At 73.2% G+C, this 13,314-nt stretch carries 13 protein-coding genes; 5 read left to right on the forward strand and 8 right to left on the reverse strand.

Annotation, left to right across the window (positions count from 1 at the left end; all coding sequences use genetic code 11):
• Positions 1-105: 105 nt before the first annotated feature.
• The 4 genes from ACGFRB_RS07110 to lipB form a co-directional block, all read right to left on the reverse strand.
• Positions 106-816: a DUF4191 domain-containing protein gene (locus ACGFRB_RS07110; RefSeq protein WP_363012339.1), complete on the reverse strand. Its 711-nt coding sequence runs from the start codon at positions 814-816 to the stop codon at positions 106-108.
• 10 nt (positions 817-826) lie between these two features.
• On the reverse strand, positions 827-1,057 hold the full coding sequence (locus ACGFRB_RS07115; RefSeq protein WP_393240087.1) for a hypothetical protein: 231 nt from the start codon (positions 1,055-1,057) through the stop codon (positions 827-829).
• Between the two features lie 257 nt (positions 1,058-1,314).
• On the reverse strand, positions 1,315-2,283 hold the full coding sequence (lipA, locus tag ACGFRB_RS07120; RefSeq protein ID WP_361237335.1) for a lipoyl synthase: 969 nt from the start codon (positions 2,281-2,283) through the stop codon (positions 1,315-1,317).
• A 251-nt stretch (positions 2,284-2,534) separates the two neighbouring features.
• Complete coding sequence (lipB, locus tag ACGFRB_RS07125) at positions 2,535-3,377, reverse strand: lipoyl(octanoyl) transferase LipB (RefSeq protein WP_363012337.1); 843 nt, start codon at positions 3,375-3,377, stop codon at positions 2,535-2,537.
• Positions 3,378-3,730: 353 nt separating this feature from the next.
• Here lipB and ACGFRB_RS07130 point away from each other — a divergent pair, with 353 nt between their 5' ends.
• On the forward strand, positions 3,731-5,251 hold the full coding sequence (locus ACGFRB_RS07130; RefSeq protein ID WP_393240091.1) for a regulator: 1,521 nt from the start codon (positions 3,731-3,733) through the stop codon (positions 5,249-5,251).
• A gap of 92 nt (positions 5,252-5,343) precedes the next feature.
• Here the strand turns inward: ACGFRB_RS07130 and ACGFRB_RS07135 are convergent, their stop codons facing one another.
• Positions 5,344-6,669: an NAD(P)/FAD-dependent oxidoreductase gene (locus ACGFRB_RS07135; RefSeq protein ID WP_393240094.1), complete on the reverse strand. Its 1,326-nt coding sequence runs from the start codon at positions 6,667-6,669 to the stop codon at positions 5,344-5,346.
• A 592-nt stretch (positions 6,670-7,261) separates the two neighbouring features.
• Here ACGFRB_RS07135 and ACGFRB_RS07140 point away from each other — a divergent pair.
• Complete coding sequence (locus ACGFRB_RS07140) at positions 7,262-7,756, forward strand: GNAT family N-acetyltransferase (protein ID WP_363012334.1); 495 nt, start codon at positions 7,262-7,264, stop codon at positions 7,754-7,756.
• A gap of 5 nt (positions 7,757-7,761) precedes the next feature.
• On the opposite strand, the gene ACGFRB_RS07145 is transcribed toward ACGFRB_RS07140, so the two are convergent.
• Positions 7,762-8,403 (reverse strand): TetR family transcriptional regulator, encoded by a 642-nt coding sequence (locus tag ACGFRB_RS07145; RefSeq protein ID WP_363012333.1) that lies wholly within the window; start codon positions 8,401-8,403, stop codon positions 7,762-7,764.
• Positions 8,404-8,536: 133 nt separating this feature from the next.
• Here ACGFRB_RS07145 and ACGFRB_RS07150 point away from each other — a divergent pair, with 133 nt between their 5' ends.
• Positions 8,537-9,331, forward strand: coding sequence for an SDR family NAD(P)-dependent oxidoreductase (locus ACGFRB_RS07150; protein WP_393240099.1), 795 nt, complete (start codon positions 8,537-8,539; stop codon positions 9,329-9,331).
• Positions 9,331-10,221: an SDR family NAD(P)-dependent oxidoreductase gene (locus ACGFRB_RS07155; protein WP_393240102.1), complete on the forward strand. Its 891-nt coding sequence runs from the start codon at positions 9,331-9,333 to the stop codon at positions 10,219-10,221. Before ACGFRB_RS07150 ends, ACGFRB_RS07155 begins: the two co-directional genes overlap by 1 nt.
• Positions 10,222-10,249: 28 nt before the next feature.
• On the opposite strand, the gene ACGFRB_RS07160 is transcribed toward ACGFRB_RS07155, so the two are convergent.
• A complete protein-coding gene (locus ACGFRB_RS07160; protein WP_361238757.1) occupies positions 10,250-10,777 on the reverse strand; it encodes a DUF4240 domain-containing protein in 528 nt (175 codons plus the stop codon).
• Between the two features lie 99 nt (positions 10,778-10,876).
• Here ACGFRB_RS07160 and ACGFRB_RS07165 point away from each other — a divergent pair, with 99 nt between their 5' ends.
• Positions 10,877-11,815 (forward strand): SDR family oxidoreductase, encoded by a 939-nt coding sequence (locus ACGFRB_RS07165; RefSeq protein ID WP_393240105.1) that lies wholly within the window; start codon positions 10,877-10,879, stop codon positions 11,813-11,815.
• A 95-nt stretch (positions 11,816-11,910) separates the two neighbouring features.
• Here ACGFRB_RS07165 and ACGFRB_RS07170 read toward each other — a convergent pair whose 3' ends face one another.
• Positions 11,911-12,876 (reverse strand): helix-turn-helix transcriptional regulator, encoded by a 966-nt coding sequence (locus ACGFRB_RS07170; protein WP_393240108.1) that lies wholly within the window; start codon positions 12,874-12,876, stop codon positions 11,911-11,913.
• Positions 12,877-13,314 lie beyond the last annotated feature (438 nt).

The following is a 13,314-nucleotide window of genomic DNA, read 5'->3' on the forward strand; positions in this document are numbered from 1 at the left end:
TTTCGGGGGCCGGTTCCGGGTGTGGCTCGGGGCGCGACGTTTAAGGTGGGGTCCCCCGCCACATGTTTGGGCGGGGGCACCCCTCTTTCAGGATGGGGGCGGGGATCAGCCTCGCGGGGGACGGCGGCTCGAAGCGCCACGACCGGGAAGGGGACCCTTCGGCAGCGGCATGTTGCTCATCAGGTCACCCATCGCGCGGAGCCGGTCGTTGGCCGCCGTCACCTGGGGCCCGGCGAGAACGCGCGGGAGCTTGAGCATCTTCGTGCGGATCTTCTTCAGCGGCACCTGACCGGCGGCCTCGTCGTCGCCGACGATGATGTCGGTCACCGGCACGTCGACGACGATGCGGGCCATCCGCTTCTTCTCGGCCACCAGAAGGGACTTCACCCGGTTCGGGTTGCCCTCCGCCACCAGCACGATGCCGGCGCGGCTGACCGCGCGGTGCACCACGTCCTGGCTGCGGTTCATCGCCACCGCCGGGGTCACGGTCCAGCCGCGCCCGACGTTCTCCAGCACCGCCGCGGCAGCGCCCGGCTGGCCCTCCATCTGGCCGAAGGCCGCCTTCTCGGCGCGCCGGCCGAAGATGATGGCCATCGCCAGGAACGCCAGCACGAAGCCGAGAATGCCCAGGTAGACCGGGTGCCCGATGAGAAAACCGATCGCGAGGAGGACACCGAGTACGACGATGCCCACGCCCGCGACGACGAGACCGACCTGCGGGTCGACCTTCCGGGTCATCTTGTACGTGAGGGCGATCTGCTTCAGTCGCCCGGGGGTCGCGGCGTCAGCGCCGCTCGTGTTTGCCTTCCTCGCCATGTCCTGAAGTTTACGTGGCCCGCGAAGCCCGCCCCGCCACGGCCTCCATCACACGCTGGGCCTCCACGCGATCCTTCGCGCGGCGCCGGTCCTCCAGGACGGACGCCCAGGCGTTGCGCCGGGCGGTGCGCTGGCCGCCGGCCAGCAGCAGGGTCTCGACGGCGCGCAGCGCGCCGGTGACGGAAGGGAGCGAGGGCAGCGAGGGGAGCGAACGAGTCCGGGCAGTGCGCGCGGCCTGCATGGGAGGGAACCTCCGGGGCGCTCGGGTGGCGGTGCGTACGTACACACTCACAGATCGGTGTTGCCGGAGTGTGACCCGCCGGTCAAAGACAGGTGAAACCACACCGGCGCACGCCCGGGCGCGCGCCGGGGCCCTTCCCGCCTCCTCCGCCGTCCCCGAACGACCGTGGCCGTCCGTACGAGGTACGGACGGCCACGGGCAAGGCCCGGCAAGGAAACGGCGCGAACGAGGGCCGCGCGCCCCCTGCGGTGCCGGTGTCAGACGGCCGGGGTCACGGCGTCGGCGGCGCCGCGACGCTCCATGGCCTGCTGGTACAGCCGGCCCGCGCGGTACGAGGAGCGGACCAGCGGGCCCGACATCACACCGGAGAAGCCGATCTCGTCGGCCTCCTCCTTCAGCTCCACGAACTCCTGCGGCTTCACCCAGCGCTCGACGGGGTGGTGGCGGACCGACGGCCGCAGGTACTGCGTGATCGTGATCAGCTCGCAGCCGGCGTCGTGCAGCTGCTGGAGCGCCTCGCTGATCTCCTCGCGGGTCTCGCCCATGCCGAGGATCAGGTTGGACTTCGTGACCAGACCGTAGTCCCGCGCCTGGGTGATGACGTCGAGCGACCGCTCGTACCGGAAGCCCGGACGGATCCGCTTGAAGATCCGCGGCACGGTCTCGACGTTGTGCGCGAAGACCTCGGGGCGGGAGTCGAAGACCTGCTCGAGGAGCTCCGGCACCGCGTTGAAGTCGGGGGCGAGCAGCTCGACCTTGGTGCGGCCGGCGGCGCGCTCCGCGGTCTGCTGGTGGATCTGACGCACGGTCTCCGCGTACAGCCAGGCGCCGCCGTCCTCCAGGTCGTCGCGCGCGACGCCGGTGATGGTGGCGTAGTTCAGGTCCATCGTGACGACGGACTCGCCCACGCGGCGCGGCTCGTCCCGGTCCAGGGCCTCGGGCTTGCCGGTGTCGATCTGGCAGAAGTCACAGCGCCGGGTGCACTGGTCGCCGCCGATGAGGAAGGTCGCCTCGCGGTCCTCCCAGCACTCGAAGATGTTGGGACAGCCCGCCTCCTGGCAGACCGTGTGCAGACCCTCGCTCTTCACGAGACTCTGCATCTTCGTGTACTCGGGCCCCATCTTCGCCCGGGTCTTGATCCACTCGGGCTTGCGCTCGATGGGGGTCTGGGCGTTCCGGACCTCCAGGCGCAGCATCTTGCGTCCGTCGGGTGCGACTGCGGACACATCGGCTCCTGTAGCTTCGATTCTTCGGCGCACACCAGGGTACGCCCGTTGCTTCTTATGCCTTGACGCTCTGGCCAACCTCTGGCCTACGCCTGGCATTCCTCCGGCCGCGGCGGGCCGGGGTGAGGCGGCTCTATTTCCGGCCACCGGCAGGCCGCCGCACGCCACCGGCGGGGCCCTTTGGCCCTCTTGAGGCCCTTCGCCTCGCTTCAGGCCACCCTCGGGGTCGCCTTCAGGCCGTACCGGGGCGTTCAGGCCACCGGGGTCCGCTCGCTCTCGCGTACGGCCCGCTGCTCCGCCTCGACGTCCCGGGGCTTCGGCTCCGCGGTCGCCATCACGTCGCGCAGATGCCGTTCGACGACCGGGAGCACCTCCTCGATCGTGATGTCCCGGCCCAGCTCGCCCGCGAGCGAGGCGACGCCCGCGTCCCGGATGCCGCACGGGATGATCCGGTCGAACCAGGTGTTGTCGGGGTTCACGTTGAACGAGAAGCCGTGCATCGTCACGCCCTTGGCGACCCGGATGCCGATGGCCGCGAGCTTGCGGTCCTCGCGGCGCTGGCCGGCGTTGGAGGGGGCGTACTCGGGGCCGTTGAGCCGGGGGTCGAACTCGGTGTCCGTGAGCCGGGGGTCGATTCCGGGGGCCAGGTCGAGCGACAGGCCACCGATCGCCGGGCGGGACTCGACGGGGTCGCCGAGGACCCACACGCCGCTGCGGCCCTCGATACGGGTGGTCTCCAGGCCGAAGTCGGCGGCCGTACGGATCAGCGCCTCCTCCAGGCGGCGTACGTGGGCGACCACGTCGACCGGCCGGGGCAGCTTCATGATCGGGTAGCCGACCAGCTGGCCGGGGCCGTGCCAGGTGATCTTGCCGCCGCGGTCCACGTCGACCACCGGCGTGCCGTCCAGGGGGCGCTCGCTCTCCTCGGTGCGCCGGCCGGCGGTGTAGACCGGCGGGTGCTCCAGGAGCAGACAGGTGTCCTCGATCTCGTCCTCGAACCGGGCGGCGTGCACCTCGCGCTGCTTGTCCCAGGCGACCTGGTAGTCGACGGCGTCCTCGCCGAAGCCCAGACGGACGAATCGCAGCTCACTCACGGCCATGCCTCCTCCTGGGTGCCGAGCCGGGGTCCGGGGGGTCGTCCCCGGGGCGGGAGCCGACTCGGTGTCATGCGTCGATCGCACCCACGCCACTGTACGGCGGCACGTCGGGCCGTCCCCCGGCAGGTGCGCCGGGCCGACGGGCGGGCCGGAGCGGGCCGGGAGGGCGGTGCGGGGTCCCGGAAGAGGCTTTGTCAGCGGGTGGCCAGCCCTCACACGAACGGATGAATGTACGGAAAAGCCGCCGGTAAACGCGGTGAACGGAGCTAAATTCGCGCCGTTCCATGAGGGCCATAAAGGTCCAATCGGGCTTCCACCCCGGGCCCGGAAGGCAGGAGACCGCACAGCTGATGACGGAACGACCCTCGCAGCGCATGCCGAACCGCCAGCTCGCCGCGCTCATCGCCGAAGCTGGCTTCTCGAACGCGGGTCTCGCCAGGCGGGTGGACCAGCTCGGCCTGGAGCACGGACTCGACCTGCGGTACGACAAGACCTCGGTGACCCGGTGGCTGCGCGGCCAGCAGCCACGCGGCACGACCCCCGCCCTGATCGCGGAGGTCTTCACCCGTCGGCTCGGCCGCCGGCTGTCCGCCCAGGACCTCGGACTCGACGCCTGCGCGCCGGTGTACGCCGGTCTGGAGTTCGCGGCGACCCCGGAGGAGGCCGTCGACATCGTCAGCGGCCTGTGGCGCAAGGACTCCGGCAGTCACGCCGAACTGCGCAAGATCGCCTTCACTCCGGCCGGGCTCGTCGTGCCCAGCCGCGACTGGCTGATCGGCCGCGCCGACGAGCGCGTGGCGCGCGGTGAACCAGGCGCCCCGGGCACCCCGGGGGTGCCGGCCCCGTCGTCGGCCTCCGGCGGAGGCGCGAGCGGGGGAGGAACCGGGAGCGGGAGCGCCGAGCCGCGGGTTCCGGCCCAGGGCCGTTACGGAGTGCCCCGTCAGCGCGGCACCGACCGGGGCCCCGGACAGCGGGTGTCCAGCGGCGACATCGCCGCGCTGCGCTCCGTGGGCGAACTGTTCCGCACCCTCGACCAGGCCTACGGCGGCGGCCACGCCCGCCAGGCCCTCGTCCGCTACCTGGAGCACGAGGCCGAGCCGATGCTGCGCGGTACGTACGGCGAGAGCATCGGGCGCCGGCTGTTCGGCGCGGTCGCCGACCTCACCCGGCTGGCCGGCTGGACCTCGTACGACATCGCCGCGCACGGGCTCGCCCAGCGGTACTTCGTCCAGGCGCTGCGGCTCGCCCAGGCCGCCGGCGACCGGGCGTACGGCTCGTACGTCCTCATCACCATGAGCCACCAGGCCGTCTACCTCGGGCACGGCCGCGAGGCCGTCCAGCTCGCCCGCGTCGCCCAGCAGGGCGTCGGCTCGGCGGCGCCGCCCGTCGTCCAGGCCCTGCTGCACGCGGTCGAGGCGCGCGGTCACGCCGTCCTCGGCGAGGCGCGAGCCTGCGGGGCGGCGCTGGCCCGCGCCGAGCGCGCCCTGGACGCGGCCCGGCCGGGCGACGAGGTGCCGTACTGGGCCAAGTTCTACGACGAGGCCCAGCTCGCCGACGACTTCGGGCACTGCCACCGCGACCTCCAGCAGTACCGGGCCGCCGCGCAGCACGCCGAACGCGCGCTCCAGCTGCGCGGCCCCGGTCACGCCCGCAGCCGGCTGTTCTGCCGGGTGGTGCTCGCCTCCGCCCGGCTCGCGCTCGGCGAGCTGGACCAGGCGTGCGCCCTGGGCGCGGAGGCGGCGCAGCAGGCCTCGGAGATGCGGTCGGCGCGGGCGGTGGAGTACGTACGCGACTTCGAGCGCCGCCTGGAGCCGTACCGCGACGCCCCCGCGGTCCGCATCTACCGCGACCGGGTGGCCGCGCTGGGATGACCGAGGGGGCGTCGGCGGCCTCGGGCGGTGGCCTTCGGTGTTCGCCGGTTTGGTGGTGGTGCGGGCGCGGGCCGACGCGGGGCCGGCCCCGCCTACGCCGCCGTCTCGTCCGGCCGCGACGGTTCGGCCGGGCGCGTGCCCAGATCCGCGAGAAGTGCGGTCGCGGCCCGCTCGGCCGAGGTGAGAGCGCCGAACGGGGTGCCCGCCGCCCGATGGTCACCGCACACGTACAGGCCCGACAGGAGCCGCACCGGGCGCTCCGGATCGAACGGCGGACGCATCACCGGGAAGGCGTCCCGGGTGTGCCGCAGCGCCAGCGGCTCCCAGTCGTCCGTGGACACCCCGTACAGCGTCGCCAGATGCTTGCGCACCCGGCGCTCGGTGTCGTCACCGTCCGGCGGCCCGCCCAGCACCGTCGACGAGACCAGCGCGCGGTTCGCCGGCGCCCGCGACGGATCGACCGCGCTCATCACCGCCGTGAACGCCACCGGGCCGCCCGGATCCGACTCCAGCAGAAGCACCGGCTCGGCCATCGGCGCGACCGGCACCGCGTGATGCACCACCGTCGCCGCCCGGTACTCCGGCACCCGCAGCCCCGGCAGCAGTTCCGCCGCCGCGCGGCCACCCGTCGCCACCACCACCGAACGGCACCGGAACACCCCGTGCGCGGCCGTCGTCACCCGCGAGATCGACGCCTCCGTCACCCGCACCCCGGTCCGGACCGTCCCCGGCGCAAGCCCCGCCATCAGCCGCTCCACCAGCGCGCCCGAACCGCCCTCCGGCACGCCGAGACGGCCCCGCGCGAACGACCGCAGCGCCAGATCCGCGCGCCGGCTCGACGTCGCCAGATCCGGATCGCCCAGCAGCGCGCCGAGCAGCGGACGCAGCACCCCCTGGACCGTACGGGCCGGCAACCGCAACGCCAGTGCCTCCCGCGCCGTCCGCTCGGAACGCGTCAGAATCCGCTGCGCCGGCGTCGTCGCCAGCCGCACCAGCGACCCGCCGAACCGCGCCTGATCCAGCGACGCCGCCGGATTGCGGGGCGCGCCGGCCAGCGCGCGCGCCACCCCCCGTGCGCCCGTTGTGCCCCGGGCACCCGTCGAACCCCGTGCGCCCGCCGAACCCCGTGGACTCCAGCGCGCGTGCCCCGCGCCCCACCGGCCGTACCGCCCGTCCTGATGCACCAGCACACCCGGCGCGAACGGCCGCAACGGAACACCCGCCACCTCCGGCGACGTGAACAGCGGCCCGAGCCGGTCGAGCCGGAAACCGTCGACGACATCCGTCGCCAACCGGCCGCCCACCTGCGGCGCGGCCTCCAAGACCGTGACCGAGAGCCCCGCCGCGGTCAGCTGATGAGCTGTCGCGAGACCGGCGATCCCGGCTCCCACCACGACGACGTCCGAGTAGTCGCGCACGTGCCCCTCCCAGGTCGTTCGCGCTTCATGTGGGAGGCCTATGCCCCCAACACGTCCCCGGAATGCCGGAGTTCGCAAGAGATTAAGCGGGAGGACGGGGAGGGGAGGACGCGCGTGCGGGGGGTGTGCGCGGCATGGGGGGCGCGGGGCGCTGCGCGCTGCTGTGCGGGTGGTGGTGCGGGTGCGCTGCGCTGTGCGGGTGGGGGCGGTGGTGCGGGTGCGCTGCGCTGCGCTGTGCGGGTGGGCGTGGTGGTGCGGGGCGTGGGGCGCGTTCGGGGTTGCGGGGTGGTGCGCTGGGGGTTCGTGGTGGGTGCGCGTGGGCCGGTCCGGGGGTCGTGTTCTGCACTGCATGATTTACGGCGCGGAGCCCTTTGCAGTGCGTGAGGCGTTGCTGTTTCCGCGCCACAAATCACGCTCTACGTTTCGAACACGACCCCCTCCCCGGCCCCCGCTCCCGTCGCTGTCTCGCGCGCACCACCCCGCACCCCTCCCGCTTGAGTGGAGGGGTGCGGGGGTGCGGGAAGTGGGTGGGGGGCTTGTCGGGGGTGGGTAGGGGAGGGGGAGAAGAGATTCGGTGGGGGAGAGTGGGCGTATGAGCGTGGTGGTTCGTGAGGCCGTCGTCGGGGACGAGCGGGTGCTCGCGCGGCTCGACCGGGTCGTATGGTCGCGGCTGCATGCCGTGCAGCCGCCGCCCGAGCCGGGGCAGGGGTTCTTCGACGAGCGGCATCTTCCCGCGCACTACCTGGTCGCCGAGGCGGCCGATCTGGGGGTGGCCGGGTATGTGCGGGTCGTGGCCCCCACCCCGCTGGCCTGCAACGCGCACGTCCGGCAGATTCAGGGGCTCGCCGTCGATCCGGGTGCGCGGGGGCGCGGGGTGGGTCGGGCGCTGCTTCGGGCGGCGGGGGAGCGGGCCCGGGCGGAGGGCGCGACCCGGCTCACCCTCCGGGTGCTCGGGCACAACGCCCCGGCGCGGGCGCTGTACGTCTCCGAGGGGTTCGTGGTGGAGGGGGTTCTGCCGGGGGAGTTCCTGCTGGACGGGGAGTACGTGGACGACGTCCTGATGGGGCGGACGCTCGCCGGGAGCTGACCGGCCTACTCCTCGCGGGCCAGCAGACGTGTGCCGCCCATCAGCTCGCGCAGGCAGCGCAGCGCGAGGGCGGCCGGGGCGTCCGTGCCGGCGGGTGGGGCCTCCGACTCGGACCAGGTCTCCAGGGCGATGCGGATCGCGTCGGTGGCCGCGGCGGCTGCCAGGCGGAGTTCGAGGGGGTCGGCGTCCGGGCCTGCGAGGTCGCCGAGGACGGTCCGCAGCCGCTCCTCGGACTCCTGGTTGACGCGGTACCAGACGGCCCGCAGCGCCGGGTCGCTCTCGGCCGCGCGCAGCAGCCCCCGGGTCCAGCGCAGACCCTCCTCGTCGGCCGCGTTTTGGGCCGTGAGCGAGTCGGCGATGGAGCGTTCCAGAGCGGTCGGCAGCGCGACGCCCGGCCCGGTCGCCGCGAGCGCGTCGCGCCAGCGGTCGGCGCCGCCCGCGAGCAGCGGGGCGACGGCGTCCTGCTTGGAGCGGAAGTACCGGTAGAAGGTGCGCAGCGCGACCCCGGCCCGCAGGGCGATCTCCTCGGCGGTGGTGCCGTCGGGCCCGCGTTCGGTGAACAGCTCGGCGGCGGCCCGGGCGATGTCGAGCTGCGTGGCGGCCTTGCGGCGCTCGGTCAGGGTCGAAGGACGGGGCTTCGCACTCATTCCCTCAGGGTACGCCGACGCCTGCCGGAAATGCACGCTGTGCAGCTATGGCAAAACGTGCCACTTGGGCGTACGGTGGTCAGTGGACGGGATCGGAAAGGCCCCGTGAAAGCTCGACCGAGAGGTTGTCGTCATGAAACAGCTGACCCGCTACGAAGGGCGCCGCGCGCTCGTCACCGGTGGCGGCTCCGGGATCGGCCAGGCCACCGTCCTGCGCATGCTGGCGGAGGGCGGCACGGTCGTCGCCGCGGACATCAGCGAGGACGGCCTCAAGGACACCGTCGTCAAGGCCGGGGAGGCCGCCGGCCGTCTCACCGCGGTCGTCATCGACGTCGCCGACGAGACCTCGGTGCGCGACGGGGTGGCCCGGGCCGTCTCCGCCCTCGGCGGTCTGGACGTGCTGGTCAACGCGGCGGGCGTGCTGCGTTCCTCGCACGCCCACGAGACCTCTCTCGCCGCGTTCGAACAGGTCCTGCGGGTCAATCTGACCGGTACGTTCCTGGTGATCCGCGAGGCCATACCGGCCCTGCGGGAGGGGGACGGCCCGGCGGTCGTCAACTTCTCCTCCACCTCGGCGACGTTCGCGCACCCCTACATGGCGGCCTACGCGGCGAGCAAGGGCGGCATCCAGTCCATGACGCACGCCCTCGCCGCCGAGTACGCGAAGGACGGCATCCGCTTCACCGCCGTCCAGCCCGGTTCCATCTCCTCCGGTATGACCGACGGCTCCGGCGCCAGCCGGCAGTCCGTGGGCCCCGGCCTGCCCGAGGACACCGACTGGTCGCTCTTCGCCAAGCTTTCCCCGGCCCTCGGCCAGGGCTTCGCCGGACCCGAGACCGTCGCCGGAGTCGTCGCGATGCTCGGCTCCGAGGACGGCCGATTCATCACCGGCACCGAGATCCGGATCGACGGAGGAACGCACTTCTGATGACGAACACGAACACGAACACGGACACGAACCAGACCATGGAGCAGGACCCGGCCCGCGCCGAGGAGATCTTCGCCGGCAAGGTGGCCGTCATCACCGGCGCCTCCTCGGGTATCGGCTCCGGCCTCGCCCGGCACGCCGCCGGCCTCGGGATGAAGCTCGTGCTCGCCGACATCGCCGCCGACCGGCTCGCCGCCTTCGCCGACGAACTGCGGGCCGGCGGCGCCGAGGTCGAGAGCGTGGTCACCGACGTCGCCTCGGCCGCCTCTGTCGACGCCCTCGCCGACGCCGCGTACGACCGCTTCGGCGCCGTCGACATGCTGGTCAACAACGCCGGAATCATGGCCATGGGCTACTCGTGGGAGATCCCCGCGGAGCGCTGGGACGCCATGCTCAAGGTCAACATCGGTGGATACGTCAACGGCGTCCGCTCCTTCGTCCCGCGCATGCTGGAACGCGGCGAGCGGGCCTGGGTGATCAACGTGTCGTCGATCGGCGGCCTCCTGCCGAGCCCGCTCATGGCCCCGTACAGCGTCACCAAGTTCGGCGTGCTCGCGCTCACCGAGTCGCTGCACTACGAGATGCGGATGAAGGGCGCGCCGATCCAGGTGTCCGTCGTGACCCCCGGATCGGTCCACAGCGAGATCTTCAAGGCGGCCCGCCCCGGCGAGACCGAACCCCCGGAGATCGCGGCTTTCAACGACCAGCTCCAGCAGCTCGCCGACGCGCACGGGCTCACCCCCGAGGAGCACGCCGAACGCGTCTTCCGAATGGTCGCCGAGGGGAAGTACTGGGCGATACCCCAGCCCGAGCAGCTCTTCCCCGCCCTCCAGCCGAGGACCGACATGATCCTCGGTCAGGTGAACCCCGAGCTTCAGCTCGGGGTCTGACCGCCGGGCCCGGTCCGGCCCCGGCCGCTCACCCCTCCCCGGGGCCGAACCGCTCCCACAGCCGGGGAAAGCGGGCCGCGAGCACCCCGTCGTCGTCCAGGTCGAACGGGGTGCCCGCCGGCTCCGCGCCCGGCGGCGGGATACCCAGATCCGGCGCCTCCGTGCCGGTCAGCCGCTCGTACGCCTCGTCCGCCGCGAACCCCAGCTCCTCGCCGTCCCCGTCGATCTCCTCGTCGAAGTCGACCAGCAGCTCCGCCAGCGCGTCCGGCTCGTGCACCGCTCCCTCGAAGACCTCCCGGCCCTGACCGATCAGCCAGCAGCGGAAGTAGTCGAAGACCTCGTCGCCCGCGCCGTCGAACAGCACCGCGGCCGCACCCCACAACTCCCAGGTGTACGCGCGGTTGTACCGGGCCTCGAAATGGCGCGCGAAGTCCAGCACCGAGTCCGGGTCCAGCTCCGTCAGCCGCTCGACGAGCAGGTCCGCGTGCTCCTCCGGGTCGCCCTCGGCGCGCTCCCGGGTGGAGTCGATGATCTTCCAGAACTCCGTCTCGTCCATCACGGGTCCAGCATCGTGCGTGCGGACCCGCGCCGCACTCGGAAACGGCCGAAAACAATCCGGACAGGAGATGTCACGCTTTCCTGCCAGGCTGCCCGCATGACCGAAAGCACCGACCGCAGCCTCCCTCTCGCCGGCCGTATCGCCCTCGTCGCCGGCGCCACCCGGGGCGCCGGCCGCGGCATCGCCGTCCAGCTCGGCACCGCCGGAGCCACCGTCTACGTCACCGGGCGCACCACCCGCGCCGCGGTCAGCGAAGTGGGCCGGACCACCGAGACCATCGAGGAGACCGCCGAACTCGTCACCGCCGCCGGCGGCCACGGCATCGCCGTACCCACCGACCACCTCGACCCCGACCAGGTGCGCGCCCTGGTCGAACGCATCGACCACGAACAGGGCCGGCTCGACGTCCTCGTCGACGACGTCTGGGGCGGCGAACACCTGCTCGGCCCCAGCTTCGGCAAGAAGACCTGGGAGATCGGCCTCGACGACGGCCTGCGGATGCTCGAACTCGGCGTGCGCACCCATGTCGTCACCGTCCACACCGCCCTGCCCCTGCTCATCCGGCACCCCGGCGGACTGCTCGTCGAGATCACCGACGGCACCACCGGCTACAACGCCACCCACTACCGCGAGAACGTCTTCTACGACCTGGCCAAGAACGCCCCGATCCGGATGGCCTTCGGCCTCGCGACCGAACTGGCCGCGTACGAGGCCACCGCCGTCTGCGTCAGCCCCGGCTGGCTGCGCTCCGAACAGATGCTGGAGACCCTCGGCGTCACCGAGGACACCTGGCGCGACGCCATCGCGAAGATCCCCGGCTTCGCCGTCTCCGAGACCCCGGTCTACCTCGGCCGTGCCATCGCCGCCCTCGCCGCCGACCCCGGCCGGGCCCGCTGGAACGGGCAGTCCCTCGACAGCGGCGGGCTCGCCAAGGAGTACGGCTTCACCGACGCCGACGGCTCCCGCCCCGACTCCTGGGGCTACATGCTCGCCCAGGAGACCGACCCGGACACCCGGGCGGAGGACTATCGGTGACCGGTGACCGGTGACCGGTGACTGGTGGCTTCCCGCTTCCGGCCTCCAGCCCTTGGCTCTGACCGACGCCCCCTGACCAGTCGGAGGGGACGCGGCTACCGATAGAGCCCGGCCGTCCGTCGTGCGGCCTCCGCGAACCGCTCGCGGAGGCCCGCCGGAGCCAGTACCTCCACCTCCGGACCAAGCGCGAACAACTGACCGAAAGCAACCTCCTCGCTCTCCACCGCCAGCGTCACCCGCACCCCGCCACCCCCGGGCTCGGCGACCCCGGCCGCCAGCGCCTCACCGGCCGCCACCCGGTCCGTCACATGCGGCAGCCGCCGCGCCCCCGACTCCGTCAGCCGCAGCACCACCTCCGTCCGCAGCAGCGACCGCGCGAACTCCGCCGAACGCTCCGTCCAGAACCCCGCCAGATCGAACCCCGGATCCCGGACGAACGCGCCGGACCCCACCGTCACCTCGGCGAACCGGTCCACCCGGTATGTGCGGAACGCACCCTCGGCCCGCGCGCACAGGTACCAGACCCCCGCCTTCAACACGAGCCCGTACGGCTCCAGCTCCCGCGCCACCACGCCGTCCGGACGCCGGTAGTGGACCGACACCGGCCGGTCGCCCCACACCGCCTCCGCCAGCGGCGCGAGCACCTCCGGTGTCTCCGGCTCCTGAAACCAGCCCGGCGCGTCCAGATGGAACCGCCGCCCCACCGCCTCCGGCGCGTCCCGCACCGACGGCGCCAGCGCCGCCGACACCTTCAGCCGCGCCGCCGACGCCGCGTCCGCGAGCCCCAGGTCCCGCAGCGCCCCTGGCAGCCCCGACAGGAACAGGGCCTCCGCCTCCCCGCGCGCCAGCCCGGTCAGCCGCGTCCGATAACCCCCGACCAGCCGGTACCCGCCCACCCGCCCCCGGTCCGCGTACACCGGAACCCCCGCCTCCGACAGCGCCTGCGCGTCCCGCACCACGGTCCGCTCCGACACCTCCAGCTCGGCGGCGAGTTCGGCTGCCGTCATCGACGGCCGGGCCTGGAGGAGAAGTACCAATTTGATGAGACGGGCGGCACGCATGGGAGCCAGCTTGTCAGTGACCCGGAGGGGCTTGGGCAGCGGCTGAGCGGATTGGTGGGGGCGAGGGCGAGGTTTGCGCAGGGTGGGTGGCGGTGGGGCGGGCTTGTACTCAGGTGAGGCGGCTGGGGCTGGGGGCGTCCCCCGACGCACTCGGCCGTACACAGTGACCCGGACAAAGACAAAGACGTGACGGCAGGGGTCCGGCCCGCACTCGCGGTGTCTCCGGAGTGGGTCCGCCCTCAGACCTGACGGCAGGGGCGCGCCCCCCACCCCGCAGGCGCGCCCGGCCGCCCCCGCACGCCGAGGGGCCGCGGGGCCCGCCCCCCCCGGGGGGGGGCGGGCCCCCCCCCCCGGGGCGGGCGGGGCGTCAAGGCCCAAGCGCCGCCGGCCCCCCGGCACGGCGCGGGCATGGGCCGGCCCGCGGCGGCCGGGGGGGGC

The organism is Streptomyces sp. NPDC048718, assembly GCF_043198875.1.
Taxonomy (GTDB): domain Bacteria; phylum Actinomycetota; class Actinomycetes; order Streptomycetales; family Streptomycetaceae; genus Streptomyces.